This is a genomic window from Streptomyces violaceus, from assembly GCF_036014075.1.
In the GTDB taxonomy this organism is placed as follows: domain Bacteria; phylum Actinomycetota; class Actinomycetes; order Streptomycetales; family Streptomycetaceae; genus Streptomyces; species Streptomyces violaceus.
In genome coordinates, this window is the sequence record NZ_CP107911.1 from 8,735,578 (window position 1) to 8,756,817 (window position 21,240).

Genomic DNA, 21,240 nt, shown 5'->3' on the forward strand with positions numbered 1-21,240 from the left:
CTCCCTCCGGGCTCTGGCGATGTGGCCGAGGCCACGTCACGGACGAGGTCCCCGTCACGCCCGGGCGAGCACGACGGGGGCTACCGTCTACGAGCAGATCCCCACTACCCCCACCCTTTCGGACGGCCCGGCAGTGCAAACAGATCTCTCCCCTGTCATCGCGGCGACCGCCCAGTGGCTGACCCGCGCCTTCCCCGCCTCCGGCGGCGCGCTGGCCTCCGCCCTGTGCGAGGTGCAGGCCCGGCAGGCCGTGACGGTCGCGGCGTGGCTCAGGTACCCGACGGAGATGGACGCCGGCCTGCTGGGCATGGCGGGCCCCGGCGGCTCCGGGCGGCTCGACTGGGTCACGGGCGCCGACGCGGCCCCGGGCGACGACGGGGACGACGCGCACGCCTGGCGCACCTGGGTGGACGAGGTCGTCGCGAGCTGGGCGGCCTGTCTGCTCACCGCCCCGGAGCTGGCCGACCGGGCGGTGGCCGCGCTCGCCGAGGGCAGCCACAGCACCGGCACGCCGGCCGAGTTCCGCCGGCTCGTCGCCCCCGACGACGGCGACCGGCGCGCAGCCGTCCTGCTGCGCCACCCCGACCTGCTCGCCCCGGTGGCCGGCCTGCACCACTCCCAGCTCCTGGACCGCCTCCACCCGGGCCGCACACTGATCGCCTGACCCGGCGCCCCTGCCGGGCGCCATCCTCACCCTCCGTCACTCACCTCTTTGCCGTACGCGACCGTGCCCTGCTCACACGGGCGGCGGACGCTGAGCGTGGGAACGCCGCTGACGGAGGAGAGACCGACATGACCACCGCCCTCACACGGAGCTGGGAACACGCCGTCGTCACGGGTGGTGCCGGATTCGTCGGATCCCATCTGTGCGCGGCCCTGCTGGACGCGGGCGCCGCCGTCACCTGCGTGGACGACTTCAGCACCGGCAGGGCCGAGAACCTGTCCCCGCTGCTCGAACGGCCCGGCTTCACGCTGGTGCAGGCCGACGTCACGGAGGGACTGCCGGTCAAGCAGCGGCCCGACCTCGTCCTGCACCTCGCCTCGCCGGCGTCCCCGGCGGACTACCTGCGGCTGCCGCTGCACACCCTGGAGACGGGCAGCCTCGGCACCCGCAACGCCCTGGAACTCGCACACTCCTCCCGGGCACGCTTCGTCCTGGCCTCGTCCTCCGAGGTCTACGGCGACCCACGGCAGCACCCCCAGGACGAGCGCTACTGGGGCAACGTCAACCCAGTCGGCCCGCGCAGCGTCTACGGCGAGGCCAAACGCTTCGGCGAGGCGCTGACCACCGCCCACGCCGAGACCCGCGGCACCGACACCTGCATCGTGCGGCTGTTCAACACCTACGGCCCCCGGATGCACGGCCAGGACGCACGCGTGGTGCCGGCCTTCGTACGGCAGGCCCTGGCGGGCGAGCCCCTCACCGTGACCGGCGACGGCCGGCAGACCCGGTCGCTGTGCTACGTCGACGACACCGTGCGCGGCGTCCTCGCGGCGGCCGCCCACGGCATGCGCGGCCCCGTCAACATCGGCAGCCCGACCGAGATCAGCATGCTCGACCTGGCGCGACTGATCGTCGAACTCGCCGGGTCCGCCTCGGAGATCCGCCCCGTCGCACGGCCGGTGGACGACCCGGCCGTGCGCTGCCCGGACATCACACTGGCCCGCGACAAACTCGGCTGGGAGCCGCAGGTACGCGCCGAGGAAGGGCTGCGGCGCGCGATCGCCTGGTTCCGCGAGGACGCGACGGCCGCTTGACCCACCCGCTGCCTAGTCGAACTTGCCGCGGCCGGTCAGCGCGTCGCGCAGCCGGTCGACCATCCCCGTGCCCGGAGCCAGGAGCTTGTTCGCCGGGGGCTTGTCGGGGGCGGCCGGGTGCGGCCGGGTCGGGGCGGTCTTCTTAGCCTTGCGGACCTTGTCGCCCAGCTCGTTGAGCGTGTCCATCGGACAGGCCTGCCGCAGGGCCGGGAAGAGGTTCCCCTCCTCGTCCGCGATGTGCGAGCGGATCTCGCTCATCAGCATGCCCATCAGCCGGTCGAAGTCGGCGTCGCCCGCGTCGCAGTCCTCCAGATCCTTCATGAGGCGCTCGGCCGTGGCGTGGTCCTCGAGCTCCCGGTCGGCAAGGGTGTCCCCGTTGGCCACGTGCTCGCGTACGGCCGGGTACAGATAGGCCTCCTCGGCCACCGAGTGCCGTACCAGCTCGATCGTGACCTGGTCCGCGTACACCTTGCGGTCCTGGTGACCGGACGGCAGTGCCTCGATCCTGCCGAACATCTCCTCGACTTCGCGGTGATCGGTCACCAGCTCGTCGATGACGTTTCCTCCGTGTCCCATGTCCTTCACCTCCAGCCCCCGGGTCCCCCCGGCCCCAATGGGCTAACGCGCCGTCCCGAACAGCCCCGACGACTCAGACGGGAAGCTTGGCCCGGACCCGGCCGGCCGCGGCGGCCGGCCGTGCGGTGGCACGGACGGAGCGGCGCACCAGTCCCGCGTCGTGCCGCAGGCCGTGCGCGGCGTGGGTGCCACGCCACATCAGCGAAGGGCGGGCGCCGGTGTCGTCGGCGGCGATCAGCAGCCCCCCGAGCATGGACAGGTTCTTGAAGAAGTGGATGCGCTGCTGGGCCCGTTCCGAGGGGTCCTCCGCCTCCCAGAAGCGGTGCGCCGCCAGCGTGGTGGGCACCAGCGTGGCCGCGATGGCCAGCGCGGCCGGGCGTGGCATGCGCCCCGTGGCCAGCATCAGGCCGGCCACGACCTGTACGGCGCCGTTGAGCCGTACGACCTGCTCGGTGCGGTCGGGCAGCGCCGAGACGCGTTCGGTGACCGGTTGTACGACCGGCTCGGCGACCGGGGCGACGTCCTCCGGGGCACGGACGGAACTCAGGCCGCCCGTCAGGAACATCGAGGCCAGCATGGGGCGGCCGAGCACGCGCAACAGACTCATGGCCCTCTCCAAGGGTGTCGGTGGGTACAGCGCTCGCCGGGTTCCCCGCCAGGGGCGAAAGCACGCACGAGGTTCGCGCCGCAGGGCTGATACGCGTGCGCTGGATGTTGAACAAGTGATGTAAATAAACTCATGGGTAAGTTGGCATGATTTGTCCCCATCAGGTGCACTAGAGGAGAAAGCATCCGCTTCCCTCAAGGAGATGGTGCAATGTCCCCCACCGACAAGGTCGCCAAGGAACTGACGGGCATCCAGAGTGCCGACATCGAGGCGGCACTCGACCCCGCAGAGACCGACGGTGTCTACCGCGACAGCCGTGAGTGCGCCGCACTCGCGCTGTTCAAGGGCGGATTCGGTCTCCTCCTGTCGCCGCCCACCCCGCGCCCCAAGAAGGGTTGAGTGGATCGACAGGAGCAATCATGAAGCAGTCAGGCACTTCGTCTCTCTTGCAGGACGCGGTGCAGGACCTCGCTTCCGGCGTGGTCTCCGCTCTTCGGAGCGGAGACCACGCTCGTGCGGTCGCCCCCGCGGCGGTCGACCCGGAAGCGGAGGGCCTCGCCCTCGCGGCCGTACGTGTGCTGGGAGCCGACGCGTTGCTGCCGAGCACCCTTCTGCACACCCCGCCCCCGCCCGACGAACTCGCCGTGTTCCAAAAGGCCGTGGATACCTATCCGCCCGGCGCCCACGCCGCCCCCACCGTCGTGTGGAGCCACTGGGCCATGCGACGCACAATGCGGCGGCTCGACCCGGGCCACGCCGACGGCCCGGACGAAGAGCCGGACGCCTCCTGGCTCGAGGGCGCGACCTGGCAACTCCTGACGCACCAGCTCGCGGTGCTGGCCGCCCTCGCCCTGCCCGGCGAGGACAGCGCGGTGGCACGCGCCGCCGTGCACCGGCCGGTCGACGTCGCCCGCGGCTTCGTGCGCGCCGTACGCCGCAGAGACTGGCGGCAGGCGGCCGGCGCCGGACGCTGGCTGACCCTGCTGGACGGCGTACCGCGGACGCTGGGCCTCGAGAACGGCCTGGACTTCGTGGAGCTGATGGGCGGACAGGACCCACTCGTGGCGCTGCAGGTGAGGGCGGCACGGCTGACACGGACGGGAGCGTTCGTGTGAGGGATGTACGGGCGCCACGGCAGGTGGCCGAGGACGCGCTGGCGTGGGTGTCCGCGCATCGCGAGCAGTTCGCGCTGGGCGAGGACGCGCTGGCCGTCGACGGACAGGTGAACCGCAGCTGGAAACCGCTCGGGGAACTGGCCCAGGTGTGCGCGACCGTGTCCCGGCACACCGCCCCCCCGGATCCGCTCCACGCGTGCGCGGCCGACCTCATGACCTTCGCCTGGCAACAGACCGGCCGGGGAGAGCTGTTCGTGCGCCTGCAACGGCTGGAGCCCTTCGCCACCTACCCGTTGGAGGTGTACGCCGCCATGGCCGCGGCGGGCCTGCGGCACCCCGGCTACGAGGCGGCCACCGCCACGGTGGCCCGCACCCGCGGCTGGCGGCTCACCGAGCAGGAGCCCACCCGGCGGCTCGGCGTCCTGAACGCCGAGACACGCAGCGGCATCCGGGCCTCCGACGCGATGCCGCAGGCGCTGCGGCACACCTGGCTGGCCGGGCTGCCCGAGCCCTGGACCTTCGAGCAGTCCTCCGGCTACTCCCTCACCCACGTGGTCTTCCACCTCACCGACTGGGGGCGCGCCGGGCCCGGGGGCGTCCCACCGGACCTGGCCGGCTACCTGGCCGACTGGCTGCCGCCCTGGCTCGACACCTGTCTGGACGCCGGGATGTGGGACCTCGGCTGCGAGCTTCTGGCCGTGGCGGCGAGTCTGCCGCTGCTGCCGGAACCAGCCGTCCTCGACGACGCCTGGGCACGGGTCGCGGCGGTACAGCACCCCTCCGGCGCGATCCCGGAGCAAGGGGGCGGAGCGGACCACGACGGCGGCCCCGACTTCCTCTCCCACTACCACCCCACCCTCATGGCCGCCTTCGCGGCAACCCTGACCACAGGGCGTCTCGAGGACGGAGCCCGGGCAGACACGCACCACCGGCCCGGCGGACAAGGAGTGCTGGGATGACCGAAACCCGCCTGATCCACAACGTCGGAGCGGGCGCCCTGGAATGGCTGTGGGCCCACCGCGACGGATTTCAGCTGGAACCCGACGTCGACCCCGAGGTCGGGTTCCTGGAGCGCTTCAAACCCATCGGCGAACTCGCCATGATCTGCAAGGTGCTGTTCCGCGAGGGAGTCGCCGGATCGCGCCAGGCACAGCTCGCCCGGCAACTCCTCGACCACGCCTGGCGCGAGACGCTGGACGGCGGCCGCATGCTGGTGCGCGGGCAGCTCACGGAGCCGATCTCCCCCATCCCGTTCGAGGTGTACCTGCCCTTCAAGGAACTCGGCTACAGCCAGCCGGAAGTGGAGCGGGCCGCCGCCCTGAACCACCGGCTGGACAGCTGGGTGTCGTTCGAGGCGACCCCCACCCGGAGGCTCGGGCTGTCGGCGTTCCAGCGCCGGTTCGGCCTCCCGCCGCGTCCTCCGGAGGCCGAACTGCGGGACACGACCTGGCTGGCCCGCACCCCCGAGCCCTGGACCGTGGAAGGCCACATCGCCTACGACGTCACACACAACGTGTTCCACCTGACCGACTGGGGGGAGAACCCGGACGGTCTGCCGCCCGCCACCGCCGACTACCTCGCCACCTGGCTGCCCGTCTGGATCGACGACTGGCTGGACCTCGAGCGCTGGGACCTGCTCGGCGAACTGCTGGTGGTCGACGCCTGCCTGCCCCGCCCCACTTTGGACGAACGGGCCTGGGAGGGCTTCGCCGCCGCACAGCAGCCCGACGGGGCCATGCCCGCCCTGCGGTCGATGCCCCAGGGCGCCCCCGACGAGGTGTTCGACATCGTCTATCACCCGACCCTGGTCGCCGCCTACGCCTCCGTACTGGCCACCTCCCGCTCCCTGTCCCGCCTGGCACACGCCTCGTGACACCCCGTCGGCACGCCTCGTGGCAGGGCGAACAGTTCGACGCCCCTCGTGCCACGCCCGCGGCCGCTCGCCCTGCCCCGCGCGTCCAGTCACCGGACCTCGCCCTGGACGACGGACCACTCGACGCCCGGCTCGCGGACGCCGTCAGCGCGGCCGACGCGCCGGACGTCGTCTTCGCCCTCTCGCGGCACGGGCGCCGCACCGTCCTGAGCGGCGGTACCGCCCCGGCTCCGCCGCTTTCACGGGAGGACCTGCGGTACGAAATCGGTTCGGCCGCCAAGACGTTCACCGGCCTGTTGCTGGCCCGGCTGATCCACAGCAAACTGCTGTCCGGCGGTGAACCGGCCACCGCCTTCCTGGACAAGAGGCGGCCGACCGGTGCGAACCCGGTGACGCTCGCCCATCTGATCACCCATACCTCCGGACTGCCCGCCCTGCCGTCCGGCTTCTTCCTCCGGGCTCTGCCCGCCTGGCACACCAACCCCTACGGTCGCTTCCAGGCCGCCCGGGTCGTCGACGCCTTCCTGCGTCACCGGCCGCGCCACCGCCCCGGCACCCGATGGCGCTACTCCAACTACGGCGTCGCCGTACTCGGACACGCACTCGCCGCCGCGACCGGCACACCGTGGGAGGACCTGCTCACCGACCAGGTCCTGCGCCCGCTCGGCCTGAACGGCACGACCCTGCGCGCGGACGACTCCGGGTTCGACGCACTCGGGCACGGCAAGGACGGCCGCTCACCCGTGCCCGCCTTCGACGCCGGAGGCTTCCAGGCGGCGGGTGCCGTACGGGCCACGCCGCACGACCTGCTCACCTTCCTCGAGGCCCATCTGGACCCCACCGGCCCATCACCACAACTCGCCGCGGCCCTGCGCGAGGTGCGCCGCCCCGTGCTCCGCCGGGGCATCGGGCACCGGCACGTCCACACCACCGCCTGGTTCTGTCACCCGACCGACGGCGGACCGATGTACTTCCACAGCGGAGCGACCCTGGGCCAGCAGGCGCTCCTGGGCTTCCGCCCCGACACCGGGACGGCCCTGGCCGCGGTGTGCACCCGCCGCTTCCGCGCCCACGACCCGTTCCTGGCCGGCGCGTACGCGTTGCTGACGGAGGAGTAGCGGGCCCCGCCCGGCGCCCGCGGCACGTGCCGCACCGGCGCCGGACGGCCCTGACCCGTCGTCACACCCGCTGCCACAGGGCCGGAGTGCGGGTGGGCGCCCACACGCCCTGCGCCTGGTGGGTCTGCAGGCATCGGTAGCGCACCCCCGCGTGGATCACCGTGACACCGGCCTCGTAGACACGGCCGACGGCCCACGTCTGCGCGACGCTGCCCTGCGGTGCCGCGGCTTCGGCGGCGGCGGTCTTCAGGGTGAGGCCGAAGTCGCTGAGCAGCGGATTGACGGGCTGATAGAGCGTGGTGCCCCCGCTCTTGCAGTCGCCCGTACCGCCGGAGGTGACGCCCTGCGCCTGGACTCCCGCGACGTAGGGCCCGCCGGAGTCGCCCGGCTCGGCGCACACCGTCGTCCGGGTCAGTCCGTCCACCCTGCCCTCGGCGTAGCTGACACTGGCGTCATGCTGCTCGATCTTGCCGCAGTGCCACCCGCTGGTGGAGCCGGAGCGGCAGACAGCGGCCCCGACGAGCGCCTGGACCGAGCCGGTGACCTGTACCTTCTGCTCGCCCTCGACCTTCACGTTCGGCGTGGTCGTCCACTGGTCGTTGACGGCCACCCACGACATGTCCTTGCCGGGGAACGTGGAGGCCTGGAACGTGCCCTGCTCCGCCTGGTTGAACCCGGTCGTGGTGGCGCCCTTCTTGCCGCAGTGGCCCGCCGACGCGAAGCCCTGCTGCGCGCCCTTGGTGACGGAGAAGCCGATCGAACAGCGGGCGCTGCCGTTGATGTAGTAGGCGTCGCCGCCGGTGACGTCCGCCATGAGGCGCGGCCGGTCCGCCGTCACCGTGACGCCCACGCTCTTGGCGTCGAGGCCCGCGGCCTTGACGAACGCGGCGGCCGCGGCCTTGCTCCGGGCCTCCACCGCGACCCGGTTCGCCGGGATGTCGACGTACCACAGGGGCGTGTCACGGGTGTCGGCACGGGCCGCTGCCCCGTCCAGCTTCTTCTTCGCCACCTGGAGGTCCCGGAGCGTCTTCTTCACGACGGCGGCCTTGGCGCCCTGGGCCTTGATGGCGGGCACGTCCGCGGCGTTCGTGGTCGCCACCACGAGCTCCTGCGCTGTCGTGCCGCGCAGCCAGGCCCCCGCGAAGCGGTTGCCCAGGGCGTTGCGCAGCCGCCCCGCCCGGGTGCCCGCCTCCGCCTCGTTGACCAGCCGCAGGGACGCCTGCGCCGGTGTCAGCCCGAGGTCGCGCTCCAGGGCGCGCAGCACCGGAGCCGACGGCCGGTCGGCGCCGAGGGTCTGGGCGGCCGAGGGCAGCGGTCCCGCCGGGGGCGCCGGCTCGGCCGCCACGGCGGAGGGGAGCCCGGTGGCGACGAGTGCGCCGAACGCGGTCAGGGCCGCCCGGCGACCGGTCACGGCGTGTCTGTGGACCATTCGATGTGTCTCCTTCGATCACGGTGGAACTGCCGCAAGCCATAGGCCTTGCCTGAACGGGCCGGAGTGATGTCCCGGGCCGCCCCGTTTCGCGCTTGGGCGCGGGGAAGGGCGCCAAGTGCAGTACTGCGGACGCCGGGCGTGTCACGCGGACTTCAGGCCGGGCGAACCCACCTCCGTGACGAAGGACGCGGTCGTCGAGACGGAGCCCCCGGGCTGCGTGATGGACGGGACGGTCCGGAAGTCGACCTGGGCGTTCTCGCGGCCCAGCTCGACCCGGACGTAGCCGCGCCGGCCGTCGTAGTACTTCATGTGGGGGTTGGCCCGCAGGTAGGTGTCCCAGTTGTCGGGCTTCTCGGTTCCGTTGCCGCCGCTGGAGATGGAGGTGCAGGTGAACTCCGTGCCCAGCGTCCTGGACTGCGGGTCGTCGAAGTCGTCCTTGATGTCGAAGGCGTATCCGACGTGGACGTCGCCGGTGAGGACCATCCAGTTGTCGATGCCGGCGGCCTTCGCGCCCGCCGTGACCCGGTCGCGGGAGGCGCGGTAGCCGTCCCAGGCGTCCATGGAGACCCGGGCCGGCCCGCTCGCGTCGAACTTGCGCTGTGAGAAGCACACCTGCTGGGGCATCACGTGCCACAGCGCGCCGGAGTCCCGCCAGCCGTCCAGCAGCCAGCGTTCCTGCGCGGCGCCGGTCAGGGTGCGGGCCGGGTCGTCCGACTCGGTGCCCGGCGCGTGCGGCCGGTCGCCGTAGGCCTGGTCGGAGCGGTACTGGCGGGTGTCGAGGAGGTCGAACTGGACGAGTGACCCCCAGGCCAGCCGACGGTACAGCCGGGCGTCGGGGCCCTGCGGCAGCTGCTCGGCGCGCAGCGGCTGGTTCTCCCAGTAGGCCCGGTAGGCGGCGGCACGTCGCGCCAGGAACTGCTCCGGGGAGGTGCCGTTCTCGTCGAAGGCGCCCGCGTAGTTGTTCTCCGTCTCGTGGTCGTCCCAGGTGACGAGGAACGGGTGCCGGGCATGAGCGGCGCGCAGGTCCGGGTCGTTCTTGTAGAGCGCGTAGCGCAGCCGGTAGTCCGCGAGGGTGGTCGTCTCGCGGTTGAACACGTCGGGCAGCTTGCGGTCGCTGTAGCGGCGGGCCCCGCCGGCGGAGTCCACCGGGTACTCGTACAGGTAGTCGCCGAGGTGGAACACCACGTCGACGTCCTCCTCCGCCAGATGCCGGTGGGCGGTGTAGTAGCCGTCCTGGTAGGCCTGGCAGGCCACGGCGGCCAGCCGCATGCCGTCGGTGGCGCTGCCCGCGGCCGGTGCCGTACGGGTCCGGCCCGTGGGGCTGATCCAGCTGCCCACCCGGAAGCGGTAGTAGTAGTGGCTGTTCGGCCTCAGGCCCTTGATGTCGACGTGCACGCTGTGGGCGTACTCGGGATGCGCCGTGGCGACGCCCCGCTGCTCGACGAGCGCGAACCACTCGTCCGTGGCCAGTTCCCAGGAGACGGCGACCCGCTCCTGGCCCAGGCCGCCGTCCGCGGTGAACGGCTCGGGGGCCAGCCGTGTCCAGATCAGCACCGAGTCGGGCAGCGGATCGCCGGAGGCCACGCCGAGGGTGAAGGGGTCGTCGGAGACCCGGGCGGCGTCCAGTTCCGGAGCGGCGGTGGCGCCGCGGGCCGGCCGGTTGGTGGTGAAGGCGAGCATCGCCGCCGCCGCGGTGACGGTCAGGAAGCGGCGGCGGGCGACGTGCGGCGCCGCGGTGCGCAGTACCGCGTCGTGCGGGCTGAAGGCATGCTCGGACGGTGCTTTTCGACGGCCCGTCAGCGTCATCTGGTGTCCTCTCGTACAGGGCAGTCGCGCCCCCGGGCGGACGCGTGGGGCAGCGCCGACGTGCGGAGCGCGGAGCATGCATGCTAAGCAGACAAAATGCCTAAAACGGGCACGACCTGCGGGGCGTTCACACCAGAGGCCGTACGGGAACAGCCCCTCGCCGCACCTGTCGCGGAACACGGAAAACGCCGCCGGCGTCGGCCGGCGGCGGAGGGGGGAGCGGGGGTCGGGCTACCGGGCGGCTCGGGCGGCGGCCCCGGTGGTCGCGTGGTCACGGACCGGCAGGTGGTAGACGTGGAACGCCCGCCCGATGACCGGCTGGGCGACATTGCGCACCCGTACGCCGCCGCTCGTCATGCCGTGCTCCGTGCCGGCGTGGGCGTGCCCGTGCACCGCGAGGTCGGCGCCTGCCGTGTCGATCGCCTCGGCCAGCAGATAGCTGCCAAGGAACGGATGGATCTCCAGGGGTTCGCCGGCCAGCGTGTCCGGGACGGGGGAGTAGTGGGTCAGGGCGATCCGCGCGTCACAGCCCTGCTCGCCGAGCCGCTCCAGCGACGCCCGCAGGCCGTCGGCGCAGCGGCGTGAGTGCCTGACGAACTCCTTCATGACCGGCTCGCCGAACTCCCCGGCGCAGCGGCCGACGAAGCCGCCGCCGAACCCCTTGGTGCCGGCCACGCCGATACGCGCCCCGCCGCACGGCACGACCGTCCCCTGGCCCTCGAGGACATGGGCGCCGGCGTCCCTGAGCACGGCCGTGACCTCGTCGGGCTTGTCGTCGTGATGGTCATGGTTGCCCAGGACGGCGACCACCGGGACCGCGAGGCCCTGGATTTCCCGCGCCACCACCCGGGCCTCCTCGAGGGTGCCGTGCCGGGTGAGGTCCCCGGCCAGCAACAGAAGGTCGGCGCACTCGGGCAGGGTCTCGAACGCGGGGCGGAGCAGGCCCTGGCTGTCGGGCCCCATGTGGATGTCTCCGACGGCTGCGATGCGGATCATGTGAGTTCCTCCGCGTGGTCGGGGGAGGACGCCTCGGTGACCACGAGGTCGCTGTGCACCGGTATCCCGGCGAGCTCCTCGATGGCGGTGCGCAGAATCTCGTCGCGGCAGGGGGCCGAGGGCACGGTGCCGGTGAGCAGCACCGTCCGGCCGCGGGCCTCGACCCGTACGCCCAGTTCACCGAGTTCGCCGGAGGCGAGGCGGTCCTGGAGGTGGGCGATGCGGTAGTCCAGGTTCTGCGCCGGCGGCGCGCCGCCCGTGTCCTGGGAACCGTGGGTGCTCATAGGTGCTCCTTCAGATGACGTTCAGACGCTCCAGGAGGAAGAAGAAGGCGGCGGGCATGGGCGCGTCCCCGCACTCGCGCCGCACCCGCTCCCAGTCGACCTTCTCGCGCAGGGCACGTGCGATGGGCAGGGCCGCGCCGAAGTCGCAGTGGTGCTCGGAGAAGGCGGCGACCAGGCTCCACAGCAGGTCGGTCGGGGCCAGCACGGGCATGCGCACCGAGTCGACCGAGACTTCCTCCGCCCGCTCCAGCATGTCCGCGCCGACCGGCCGGTCCGCAAGCTCGAAGATGATGTCGACCGGCTGGCCGAAACAGGTGGCCTTGATCAGCCAGTCCTCCGGCGGGGTGTAGACGGTCAGCCCCGCGTCCCGGAGTGTGACCGCCACGGCCTCCGCGTCCTCGGGGCGGATGGCGAAGTCGACGTCGTGCTGGAGGTTCTTCTCACCGCCGTGTGCGTAGACGGCCACGCTCCCGGCCAGCGCGAAGAGGTGCCCCTCCCGCTTCAGCAGGGCACCGACCTGTTTGGCCGCCTCCAGAATCGCCTGGTTGCGGTCCAGGGGCAGTTCCTGCGGCGGCTCGCCGGCCTGCGGGTCCTGGGGTGGCGCGGGCTCGGGCCGGTCCGGGGCCAGTCGGAGGTCGGGTATCCCCGGCCGCCGGACGAGCGTCGCGTCATCACCGTTCTCCGTCATGACCACTCCATTCGCCGAACCGGACACTCCGCTGCCACGCGCCCCCGGACCCGATGCGGCCCGCGTGCCTGCTCTGAGTACCCGACGCACCCACACCGACACGGACGGCTTCCGAAGAGGCCCGGACCGGGGACTGCTTTGCGGCGATGCCGCGACGGGCTACGGAGGCTGCTCGACCGGCGCGTTGCGAGCCGGAACGGCAGGCGTCCGCTCGACGCCCGGCGCGTGGGATACGTCGCCGGGGCGCCTTGCCGAGGCGACCGGTGGCCGGCGCGCCGCTCTCGCATGGCCTGGTCCCGGGCCGGGGCCCGCGGCGTACCGGCCTAGTGGCCGGGGGCGCCGTCCCCGCCTCCCGCTGCCCGCCGGGCGGCGTCACCGGCGGCAATACCCCAGGGCCCACCGCCGAGGGCCTCGGGTGCCCTGTTACCCGCCTCCCGGCGCGTCCCGTGAGACGACGGGCGCCCCGCCCGCCCAGGTCACAGGCGGGCGCCCCCGCTCGGCCGGTCACCGGCCGCCCGGGTGTCGGCCGCGTCATGGCAGGCCGCCAGCCGCTCGTCCACGGCCGGATCGACACGGTCCAGATCGCCGGGGCGCATCCGGCAGCGCCGCGCGTCGTCGTCGAGGTTCGCGAGGAAGACAGCGCCACGCCCCGGCCGCCACACCTCCTCGCCCGCCTCGTCGGACGGCCCCCGGCGTCCACGCGGCCGTCCTGGTTCACATCGGCGCGCAGGTCCGCGGCGGGCGGCGGTTTCCGCGCGGCCGCCGTCGTCCCGATGGTGGTGGCCGGCAGGGCCACGGCGGCCACCACGGCACGGCGCGACACGCGCGTCCTCGGCATTTCGGGCATGACGAGTCTCCTCGGGCAGATGAGGGGCCGGTACGGGAGGACGTCCGCAGACCATGCTCCCGCGTGCCGGCGAGCCGTACATCGTGCTGTGCGCCGAGGTGCCGGGCAGCCGTGCCCTCCTCCTCCTCGAGCGCTCGAGCCTCGGCCGAACAAGACAAGCGCCAACCATGCCGAAGGCGGAATATGGGGCAAAGAGCTGGGAAACCGGTTGAAGTCGCTGAAGTCGCTGGACAACGCGCCTGTGGAGGTCGACATGACCCAGGAGACATCACGTTCGTCTGATCTTCCGCAGCCGTTGCGGGCCGTCGCCTCGGGCCTCCGGCATCTGCCGGGTGCGGAGCAGGTGGGCAAGGTGGCAGGAGGAGCCCTGGACAAGGTCGGCGCGGTGTCGCCGCGCGGCCGCCGGATGGCCGTCTACGCCGGTGCCGGTGTGCTCGGTGTGGCCGGTGTGGTGGAGTGGCCGGTGGCGCTGACCGGCGCCGCCGTCGCCTGGCTGACGCGGCCCCGGCCCGGACAGGAGCCCGACGGCGCGTCACCGAACGGCGGCACGCGGACCGCCCGGACCGGTGAACGCCCCAAGGGCACCGGCGCCCAGGACACGCCGGACGATCAGGACACCTCCGCGTACGGCCCCGGCGGCAGACTGGCCGCGTCCCACTACCGGCACGACCCACCCGAACAGCACGTCCACGAACAGCCCGCCAAGGTGGGTGACACCGCCACCGCCTCGGCGCTGAAGCAGGTCGCCGAGGCCACCGCGCACCACGACGCACACGCCGAGGAGCCGGACCGGGAACAGGCCGACCGGCAAGGACACGACAGCCGGCCCACCGGCTGAGTCGGGACAGCAGGAGATGCTCACACGCTTCGACGTCGCCCCGCTCGTCGGGGCCGTGGCCGGGGCGGCCGCAGGAGCCGCCCGCGGCACCGCCCAGGGCGTGACGTCCGTCTACGACACCACACGGCGCGTGCGCAACGTCGCGCGCAACGCCCTGACCGGCGGACAGCACTGGAAGGCCGGGCCCCGCGTCCACCTCGCCCTGCGGCGCGCCGAGGGCGACGCAGGCGCGCTCGCCCGCACGATGTCCGAGGAACTCCTCGACCACCCGGACGTGCTCACGGCCTACTGGGACGAGGGACTGTCCCGCCTGGTGATCACCGTGGCCGAGGACGCCGTCACCGACCGAGTCACCGAGCGGGCCACCGCACTCGCCGCCCGCCTCGGCCTGGACGAGGGCGCCGACCCGAACGCCCGGGACACCAGTCACCCCGGAGACCCCGCCGAGGTGCGCGTCACCGCGGCGGCGATCCTGCTGGACGCCGCCGGCGCGGTCGGCGCCTTCGCCGGCCGGTCCCTGCGCCTGCCGCCCACCTCCCGCATCATCACCGCGACCGTCACCCTGCTGCGCGAGAACCCCCGCTTCAGGGCCCTGCTGAAGGAGCGATTCGGCACGTCCGGCATGGAACTCGTCCTCGCCGCCGCCAACGCCGCCGCACACAGCGTCGGCCAGACCCCGCTGGCGCTCGTGCTCGACGGCGTCCTGCGCGGCACCCAGCTGACCGAGGCCGTGGCCAGGGCCGCGGCCTTCGAGGCACTGCACGACGACATCTGCCACGGCCACCGCACCAGCCTGCCCTGCCCACCGGACACCCGGCCGCCGCTCAAGGTGACGCCCGCCGCGGAGTACGCCTCCCACGCCAGCACCGGCAGCCTCGCCGGCGCCGCCGCCACCCTCCTCGTCACGCACAGCGCGAGCGACGCGGCCGAAGCGGTCCTCGCAGGATCCCCGAAGGCGGCCCGGTACGGACCGGCCGCCTTCGGTGCGACCCTCGGCACGTTCCTCGCCCACGCCGGGATCCTCCTGCGCAACGGGGAGCGCCTGCGGCAGCTGGAGATCGCCGACGCCCTCGTTCTGCACGCCGACGCCCTGCGCAGCCAGGGGGAGGACACCGAAGGCGACTCCGACGGGCTGCCCGACGACCCGGTGCACCCCTTCGCCGAGGCCGTCCTCGACGCCGCCCGCAGGGCCGGACTCCACGTCGTGATCGCGGGCGGCTCCGACCTGAAGGACATCACCCGCCTCGCCGACGAGGTCGCCCCGAGCGCCAAACCGTTCGGAGACGTCGTACGGGCCCTGCAGAAGGACGGGCACGTCGTGGTGACCGTGGCCCGCCTGACCGAGTCCGGAGACGGCCATGTCGCGGCCGGGCTGCCCGCCGGAGACGTGGCCATCGCCCTCACCGACGGACGGGCCGCCGTCTCCTGGGGCGTCGACGCGCTGGCCCCGGGCGGCCTCGCCGACGTCTGGCGGCTGCTGACGGCGATCCCCGCGGCCCGGCGCGTCGGACGCCGGTCGCAGACACTGGCCCGCGCGGGCGCCGCCCTGTCGGGGCTCCTGGTCGCCCGCGGCGGACAGCGCCTGGGCCGACTCGGTATGTGGCCCCTCACCCGGCACGCCCCCGTCAACATCGCCGCCGCCAGCGCCCTGCTCACCGGCTGGTTCGCCGCCGCCCAAGTGGCCCGGGCCACCCCGCCCCCGCCACGCCTGCACATCCCCTGGCACGCCCTGGAACCCCACGAGGCCCGCGACCGGCTGCGACGCGCCGGGCGCGACGACGAGCCCCGCGGACTCGCCCTGCTCGCCGACCGCTCGAGACAGCAGGCCGGTCGCCTGATCCGCCACCCGGCCGTGACGCCCGCCCGCTGGACATGGCAGGCGGCCGGTGCCGTTCGCCGCGAACTCGACGATCCGCTCACTCCGGTCCTGGCCACGGGCGCCGTCGCCTCCGCGCTGCTCGGCTCGCTCGTCGATGCCATGCTCGTCGTGGGCGCCATGGACCTCAACGCCGTGACGGGCGGCCTCCAGCGGCTGCGCGCCGAACAGGCACTGGCCCGGCTCGCCGCCCGGCAGCAGCCCAAGGCCCGCAAGCAGGACAGCCACCGGCGCACCGTCACCGTCGACGCCGCCCGGCTGCGGCCCGGCGACGAGATCAGCCTCGGCGCCGGCGACGTCGTACCCGCCGACGCGCGGCTGCTGGAGGTCGACGGTCTCGAGGTCGACGAGTCGGCACTCACCGGCGAGTCCCTGCCGGTGGCCAAGGCCGTCGAGGCCACGCCCGGACTGCCGGTGGCCCAGCGCACCTGCATGGTGTTCGAGGGCACGACCGTCGTGGCCGGACGCGCCACCGCGCTCGTCGTGGACACCGGCGACCAGACCGAGGCGGGCCGCGCCGTCACCCTCGCCGCCCGTACCCCGCCGCCCGCCGGCGTCCAGGCCCGGCTGCAGGAACTCACCCGCAAGGCACTGCCGGTGACCTTCACGGGTGGCGCCGCCGTGACCGGACTGTCCCTGCTGCGCGGCAGCCCCGTACGACGCGCCGTCAGCGGCGGTGTCGCGGTCGCCGTCGCCGCCGTCCCGGAGGGCCTCCCGCTCGTCGCCACGGTCGCGCAGATGGCGGCCGCCCGCAGGCTCTCCCGGCGCGGTGTCCTGGTCCGCACCCCGCGCACCCTGGAAGCCCTCGGCCGGGTCGACACCGTCTGCTTCGACAAGACCGGCACCCTCACCGAGAACAGACTGCGCCTGGTCCGCGTCGCCACCGCCGACGGCACCGTCCACGAGACCGGCACCGAACAAGCCCTGCCGGTCGTACGCCTGGCCGCACGCGCCTGCCCGCCGGAGGAGACGGGACAGGGACGCCGTGTCGCGCACGCCACCGACGAGGCAGTCCTCGACGTCGCCCCGCCCGACGAGGGCTGGAACCCGACCGGCGAGCTGCCCTTCGAGGCGCGGCGGGGCTACGCCGCTGCGGTCGGCCGCGACGGCGACCCGGACTTCGGTGAACTCCTCGTCGTCAAGGGCGCCCCGGAGACGATCCTGCCCGCCTGCCGCGACCTCCCCGGCCACGCGACCGACACCGCCCACGAGCTGGCGGGACAGGGTCTGCGCGTCCTCGCCGTCGCCCGGCGCGCCTGCCGGGCCGCCGACGCCGACGCCGAACTCGAAGCGCCGCTCGCGGACCTGGAGTTCAGCGGCTTCGTCGCCCTCGCCGACGTCCCGCGCGACACCTCGCACGCCCTGCTCGCGGAACTGCGCCGCTCCGGCATCCTGCCCGTCATGCTCACCGGCGACCACCCCGAGACCGCACGTGCCATCGCCCTGCAACTGGGCTGGCCTGAGGAGACCGAGGCGGTCACAGGCGACGAACTCGTCGCCATGGAACGCCGCGAACGCGTCCGGGTCCTGCGCGGCGCGGGCGTCATCGCCCGGGTCGCACCCGAGCAGAAGCTGCACGTCGTCGAGGCCCTCCAACAGGCCGGTCGCGTCGTGGCGATGGCCGGCGACGGCGCCAACGACGCCGCCGCCATCCGCGCCGCCGACGTCGGGGTCGGCGTCGAGTCCCGCGGCTCCGCGGCCGCCCGCAACGCCGCCGACCTCGTGCTCACCACCGGCGACCTGTCCGTCCTCGTCGACGCGGTCGCCGAAGGCCGAGCCCTGTGGCGCAGCGTCGCCGACGCGGTGAGCATCCTCATCGGCGGCAACGCCGGCGAGGTCGGCTTCAGCGTCCTCGGCACCCTGCTGGCCGGCGCCTCACCCCTGTCGACACGTCAGCTGCTGCTGGTCAACCTGCTCACCGACATGTTCCCGGCCATGGCGGTGGCGGTCACGCCGAGCGACGACCCCTCGACGGCGGAGCACGCCGCGGCCGGCCCGATGAGCCTCAACGTGCTCGGCGCCCCGCTTCTGCGCTCCATCCGGCGCCGGGGCATCACCACCTGCCTCGGCGCGGTCACGGCGTACCTCATCGGCCGCCTCACCCCGGGCACCGAACGCCGGTCCACCACCATGGCCCTGTGCGGCGTGGTCGGCGCCCAGCTCGTGCAGACCCTCTCCGGCCGCCGCCACAGCCCGCTGGTGTGGGTGACGGCGCTCGGCTCGGCCGCCGTACTCGCCGCACTCGTTCAGACCCCCGGCGTCAGCCACTTCTTCGGCTGCACCCCGCTCGGCCCGGCGGCCTGGGCGGGCGTGGCGGCGGCGATCGCCCTCTCGGCCCTGGCCCCGCGCCTGGAACACCTCCGGGCCGTCCACCTCCTCTACGAGGCCATGACACGCCTCGCCCTGCGCCTGGGCGACCTGACCCAGCAGGCCCGGGAACTGCTGCGGAGCGGGATCGCCCGGCCGGTGGTGGCGTAGCGGGCGGCCACGCACGAGGGATGGCGGCCACCACCACGTGCAGTGGTGGTGGCCGCCATCCCTCGCCGGCTCAGACCGCGCCGCGCCAGGCGCCCGTCTCCGACCCACGGGCCTCCATGAACTGCTTGAACCGCCGCAGGTCACCGGAGACCTGCCGCTTGACGAACCCGAGCTTGTCGCCCACGGTCTCGGCCACGCCACTGGGGTCGAACTCCATCTGCAGCATGACCTTGGTCGTGTCGTCCTGGATCCGGTGGAAGGTCACCACACCGGCCTGCCTGGCCTCGCCGCTCACGGTCGTCCAGGCGACGCGCTCGTCGGGAACCTGCTCGGTGATCTCCGCATCGAACACCCGCTCCTCGCCGCCGACCTTCGTGACCCAGTGCGTCAGCCTGTCGGTGCGCTGCTCGATGCGCTCGACGCCGTCCATGAACTGGGGAAAGTCCTCGAACTGGGTCCACTGGTTGTAGGCCGTGTGCACCGGGACGCGGACCTCGATGGATTCCTCTACCTGTGACAAGGCGGTACCTCCCTTTCTCGTACGGAGAGCGACGGACGGGTACCAGATCTCGCGCAGGACACTCATGCTCGTCACGACTTGTAAGGTCGGATGCCGTGGCCACCTTGCTGATCGTCCATCACACGCCCTCGCCCAACTGCCAGGCGATGTTCGAAGCCGTCGTCTCCGGAGCGACGGACCCCGAGATCGAGAACGTCACGGTCGTGCGCCTGCCCGCGCTGTCCGCCACCGCCTCCGACGTCCTCGCGGCCGACGGCTGCCTCCTCGGCACCCCCGCGAACCTCGGCTACATGTCCGGCGCCCTCAAACACTTCTTCGACCAGGTCTACTACCCGTGCCTGGACGCGACGCGCGGCCGCCCCTTCGGCTATTACGTGCACGGCGGGAACGACGTGACCGGAGCGGTGCGGGGCATCGAGTCCATCACCACGGGCCTCGGCTGGCGCCGCACCGCCGAGGCCGTGACCGTGACCGGCGAGCCGGACAAGGGCGACATCGAGAGGTGCTGGGAACTGGGCGCGACGGTGGCCGCCGGACTCATGGGCTGAACAGCTCAGGTGACTTCCACCCGGCGCCGGTCCTCCTCGTCCCACGCCCGGGTGCCGCGCTTCCGGGAGTACGGCACAGCGGGTTGAGGGAGCGCTCCCACACGGTGCACGATGCCGCCATGACCACGTCCCCCGCCATCCGCCCCTACCGCCCCGAGGACCGCCCGGCCCTCGACGACATCTGCATCCGCACCGCGCACGCCGGCCAGGACAGCCGCCCCCACTACGCGGACCCGGGCATCTTCCCCGTGACCTTCGCGGCTCCCTACGTCCGTCTGGAGCCGGAACTGGCCTTCGTGCTGGACGACGGCCAGGGGCGCGCGGTCGGCTACATCCTCGGCGCCGCCGACACCCCGCGCTTCGCCGAGGAGTTCCGCACCACGTGGCTGCCGCTGGTCGCCGGCCGCTACCCGGAACCGCCCGAGCCGCCGCGCACCGCGGACGAGGCGATGGCCCGCCTGCTGCACCACCCGGAACGGATGGTGCTGCCCGAACTGGCCGCGTATCCCGCGCATCTGCACATCGACCTGCTGCCCGACTGGCAGGGCCGGGGCCACGGACGCCGTCTGATGCGGACGCTCCTAGGGGCCCTCCAGGACAGGGGAGTCCCGGCCGTCCACCTGGCCATGGCGACCGCCAACACCGAGGCCAGAGCCTTCTACGACCGTATGGGGTTCCACGAGATCGACGTTCCGGAACCCGGCTCGGCCACCTACCTCGGACGCACCACGAGGGAACTCGACCGGCTCTGACAGCCGTCCGTCGACCGCATCGAACGCGCCACGAGACACGGAAGTGGCGCAATGGTGCGTTGCCGACCCGTGCCATCGGGCGCAGCGTGGAGGGTGCGGGAGCGCTCCCACGCCTTCCTCGCTCCCCACGCAAGGCACACCGCAAGCACCGCAACCCCCACACCGAAAGAAGGAGATCATGGATTGTCATGGTCATGTCCATAGGGGCAGCTCTCGTTCGGTCAGGTCCCGTCTGACGCTCGCCCTGAGCGTGCTGGTCGCCGCGCTGCTCAGCCTGATCCCGTGGAGCGGCACCGCCGTCGCCCACGGCTCGGTCGTCGACCCGGCGTCCCGCAACTACGGCTGCTGGCTGCGCTGGGGGAACGACCACCTCAACCCCGCCATGGCCCAGCAGGACCCCATGTGCTGGCAGGCGTGGCAGAACAACGCGAACGCCATGTGGAACTGGAACGGCCTGTACCGCAACGGCTCCGGCGGCAACTTCCAGGCCGTGGTGCCCAACGGCCAGCTGTGCAGCGGCGGCCGTACCGAGGGCGGCCGGTACAACTCCCTTGACACGGTCGGTGCCTGGAAGACGACAGACATCGGCAACAACTTCACCGTGAAGCTGTACGACCAGGCCAGCCACGGCGCCGACTACTTCCTGGTGTATGTCACGCGGCAGGGCTTCGACCCCACCACCCAGCCGCTGACCTGGAACGACCTCCGGCTCGTCACCCGCACCGGCAAGTACGGGCCCAGCCAGAACTACGAGATCCCGGTGAGCACTTCGGGGCTGAGCGGCCGGCACGTCGTCTACACGATCTGGCAGGCGTCGCACATGGACCAGACCTACTTCCTGTGCAGCGACGTGAACTTCCGCTGACCTGCCGCTTCGGCTGCCGTACCCCGCCGGACGGGCGAGTCCGGCGGGGTACGGCTGTGCAGACTCTCTGAGAGTTCTCGAAGAATTTCCGGGGCGGCTGAACGCTCCGGTGCTCCCGCACGTATGGGGCGAGGGGATTTTCATGCCCGGCACGCCTCAAGCGCAGGAGAGCACCCTTGGCACGCAACACGCGAAGACGCCCTACAGGCCCACGGCGCGCGACCTTCGCCGCAGTCGCGCTGATGCTGGGCGGAGGCGGCCTG

The 21,240-nt window shown here is 73.0% G+C and carries 21 protein-coding genes; 12 read left to right on the forward strand and 9 right to left on the reverse strand.

What is annotated here, in order from left to right; genetic code table 11:
- The first annotated feature begins 133 nt into the window (after window positions 1–133).
- Window positions 134–664: a hypothetical protein gene (locus tag OG542_RS39445; RefSeq protein WP_328417516.1), complete on the forward strand. Its 531-nt coding sequence runs from the start codon at window positions 134–136 to the stop codon at window positions 662–664.
- Window positions 665–792: 128 nt separating this feature from the next.
- The gene (locus OG542_RS39450) at window positions 793–1,758 is read left to right on the forward strand and encodes an NAD-dependent epimerase/dehydratase family protein (RefSeq protein ID WP_328417518.1); all 966 of its coding nucleotides are present in this window, start codon (window positions 793–795) and stop codon (window positions 1,756–1,758) included.
- A gap of 12 nt (window positions 1,759–1,770) precedes the next feature.
- Here the strand turns inward: OG542_RS39450 and OG542_RS39455 are convergent, their stop codons facing one another.
- Together OG542_RS39455 and OG542_RS39460 are read right to left on the reverse strand one after the other, a co-directional pair.
- Window positions 1,771–2,334, reverse strand: a complete 564-nt coding sequence (locus OG542_RS39455; protein WP_328417520.1) for a hemerythrin domain-containing protein — start codon at window positions 2,332–2,334, stop codon at window positions 1,771–1,773.
- 73 nt (window positions 2,335–2,407) lie between these two features.
- A complete protein-coding gene (locus OG542_RS39460; RefSeq protein ID WP_328417522.1) occupies window positions 2,408–2,941 on the reverse strand; it encodes a DoxX family protein in 534 nt (177 codons plus the stop codon).
- Window positions 2,942–3,151: 210 nt separating this feature from the next.
- On the opposite strand from OG542_RS39460, the gene OG542_RS39465 reads away from it, so the two are divergent.
- Genes OG542_RS39465 through OG542_RS39485 form a run of 5 tightly spaced genes read left to right on the forward strand, consistent with a single transcriptional unit; the run spans window position 3,152 to window position 7,047 of the window.
- On the forward strand, window positions 3,152–3,340 hold the full coding sequence (locus OG542_RS39465; RefSeq protein ID WP_328417524.1) for a hypothetical protein: 189 nt from the start codon (window positions 3,152–3,154) through the stop codon (window positions 3,338–3,340).
- A 20-nt stretch (window positions 3,341–3,360) separates the two neighbouring features.
- On the forward strand, window positions 3,361–4,056 hold the full coding sequence (locus OG542_RS39470; protein ID WP_328417526.1) for a hypothetical protein: 696 nt from the start codon (window positions 3,361–3,363) through the stop codon (window positions 4,054–4,056).
- A complete protein-coding gene (locus OG542_RS39475) occupies window positions 4,053–5,015 on the forward strand; it encodes a DUF6895 family protein (protein ID WP_328417528.1) in 963 nt (320 codons plus the stop codon). The genes OG542_RS39470 and OG542_RS39475 overlap by 4 nt, the downstream gene beginning before the upstream one ends.
- Complete coding sequence (locus tag OG542_RS39480) at window positions 5,012–5,929, forward strand: DUF6895 family protein (protein ID WP_328417530.1); 918 nt, start codon at window positions 5,012–5,014, stop codon at window positions 5,927–5,929. The genes OG542_RS39475 and OG542_RS39480 overlap by 4 nt, the downstream gene beginning before the upstream one ends.
- A complete protein-coding gene (locus OG542_RS39485) occupies window positions 5,926–7,047 on the forward strand; it encodes a serine hydrolase domain-containing protein (RefSeq protein WP_328417532.1) in 1,122 nt (373 codons plus the stop codon). The genes OG542_RS39480 and OG542_RS39485 overlap by 4 nt, the downstream gene beginning before the upstream one ends.
- A 61-nt stretch (window positions 7,048–7,108) precedes the next feature.
- On the opposite strand, the gene OG542_RS39490 is transcribed toward OG542_RS39485, so the two are convergent.
- The 6 genes from OG542_RS39490 to OG542_RS39515 all read right to left on the reverse strand — a co-directional run bounded on the left by OG542_RS39490 (window position 7,109) and on the right by OG542_RS39515 (window position 12,915).
- Window positions 7,109–8,476, reverse strand: a complete 1,368-nt coding sequence (locus tag OG542_RS39490) for a carbohydrate-binding protein (protein ID WP_328417534.1) — start codon at window positions 8,474–8,476, stop codon at window positions 7,109–7,111.
- Between the two features lie 144 nt (window positions 8,477–8,620).
- A complete protein-coding gene (locus tag OG542_RS39495) occupies window positions 8,621–10,285 on the reverse strand; it encodes an alkaline phosphatase D family protein (protein ID WP_328417536.1) in 1,665 nt (554 codons plus the stop codon).
- 231 nt (window positions 10,286–10,516) lie between these two features.
- On the reverse strand, window positions 10,517–11,281 hold the full coding sequence (locus tag OG542_RS39500; RefSeq protein ID WP_328417538.1) for a metallophosphoesterase family protein: 765 nt from the start codon (window positions 11,279–11,281) through the stop codon (window positions 10,517–10,519).
- Window positions 11,278–11,565, reverse strand: coding sequence for a BON domain-containing protein (locus OG542_RS39505; protein ID WP_328417540.1), 288 nt, complete (start codon window positions 11,563–11,565; stop codon window positions 11,278–11,280). The genes OG542_RS39500 and OG542_RS39505 overlap by 4 nt, the downstream gene beginning before the upstream one ends.
- A gap of 10 nt (window positions 11,566–11,575) precedes the next feature.
- Window positions 11,576–12,253 carry a nucleotidyltransferase family protein gene (locus OG542_RS39510; protein ID WP_193482865.1) on the reverse strand — a complete coding sequence of 226 codons (678 nt, stop codon included), beginning with the start codon at window positions 12,251–12,253 and terminating at the stop codon, window positions 11,576–11,578.
- 476 nt (window positions 12,254–12,729) lie between these two features.
- Entirely contained in the window at window positions 12,730–12,915 is a 186-nt protein-coding gene (locus tag OG542_RS39515) for a hypothetical protein (protein ID WP_328417543.1), read from the reverse strand.
- A 438-nt stretch (window positions 12,916–13,353) separates the two neighbouring features.
- Between OG542_RS39515 and OG542_RS39520 the strand changes: the two genes are divergently transcribed.
- Together OG542_RS39520 and OG542_RS39525 are read left to right on the forward strand one after the other, a co-directional pair.
- Window positions 13,354–13,938 (forward strand): hypothetical protein, encoded by a 585-nt coding sequence (locus OG542_RS39520; protein WP_328417544.1) that lies wholly within the window; start codon window positions 13,354–13,356, stop codon window positions 13,936–13,938.
- Window positions 13,939–13,954: 16 nt separating this feature from the next.
- A complete protein-coding gene (locus tag OG542_RS39525; protein WP_328417546.1) occupies window positions 13,955–18,292 on the forward strand; it encodes a cation-translocating P-type ATPase in 4,338 nt (1,445 codons plus the stop codon).
- Between the two features lie 70 nt (window positions 18,293–18,362).
- On the opposite strand, the gene OG542_RS39530 is transcribed toward OG542_RS39525, so the two are convergent.
- Complete coding sequence (locus OG542_RS39530; protein ID WP_328418316.1) at window positions 18,363–18,812, reverse strand: SRPBCC family protein; 450 nt, start codon at window positions 18,810–18,812, stop codon at window positions 18,363–18,365.
- A gap of 95 nt (window positions 18,813–18,907) precedes the next feature.
- On the opposite strand from OG542_RS39530, the gene OG542_RS39535 reads away from it, so the two are divergent.
- From OG542_RS39535 to OG542_RS39545, 3 genes are all read left to right on the forward strand, one after another.
- A complete protein-coding gene (locus OG542_RS39535) occupies window positions 18,908–19,360 on the forward strand; it encodes a flavodoxin family protein (RefSeq protein ID WP_184598862.1) in 453 nt (150 codons plus the stop codon).
- 119 nt (window positions 19,361–19,479) lie between these two features.
- Window positions 19,480–20,112 carry a GNAT family N-acetyltransferase gene (locus tag OG542_RS39540; protein ID WP_328417548.1) on the forward strand — a complete coding sequence of 211 codons (633 nt, stop codon included), beginning with the start codon at window positions 19,480–19,482 and terminating at the stop codon, window positions 20,110–20,112.
- A gap of 178 nt (window positions 20,113–20,290) precedes the next feature.
- Entirely contained in the window at window positions 20,291–20,977 is a 687-nt protein-coding gene (locus OG542_RS39545) for a lytic polysaccharide monooxygenase auxiliary activity family 9 protein (protein ID WP_328417550.1), read from the forward strand.
- The last annotated feature ends 263 nt before the right edge of the window (window positions 20,978–21,240 follow it).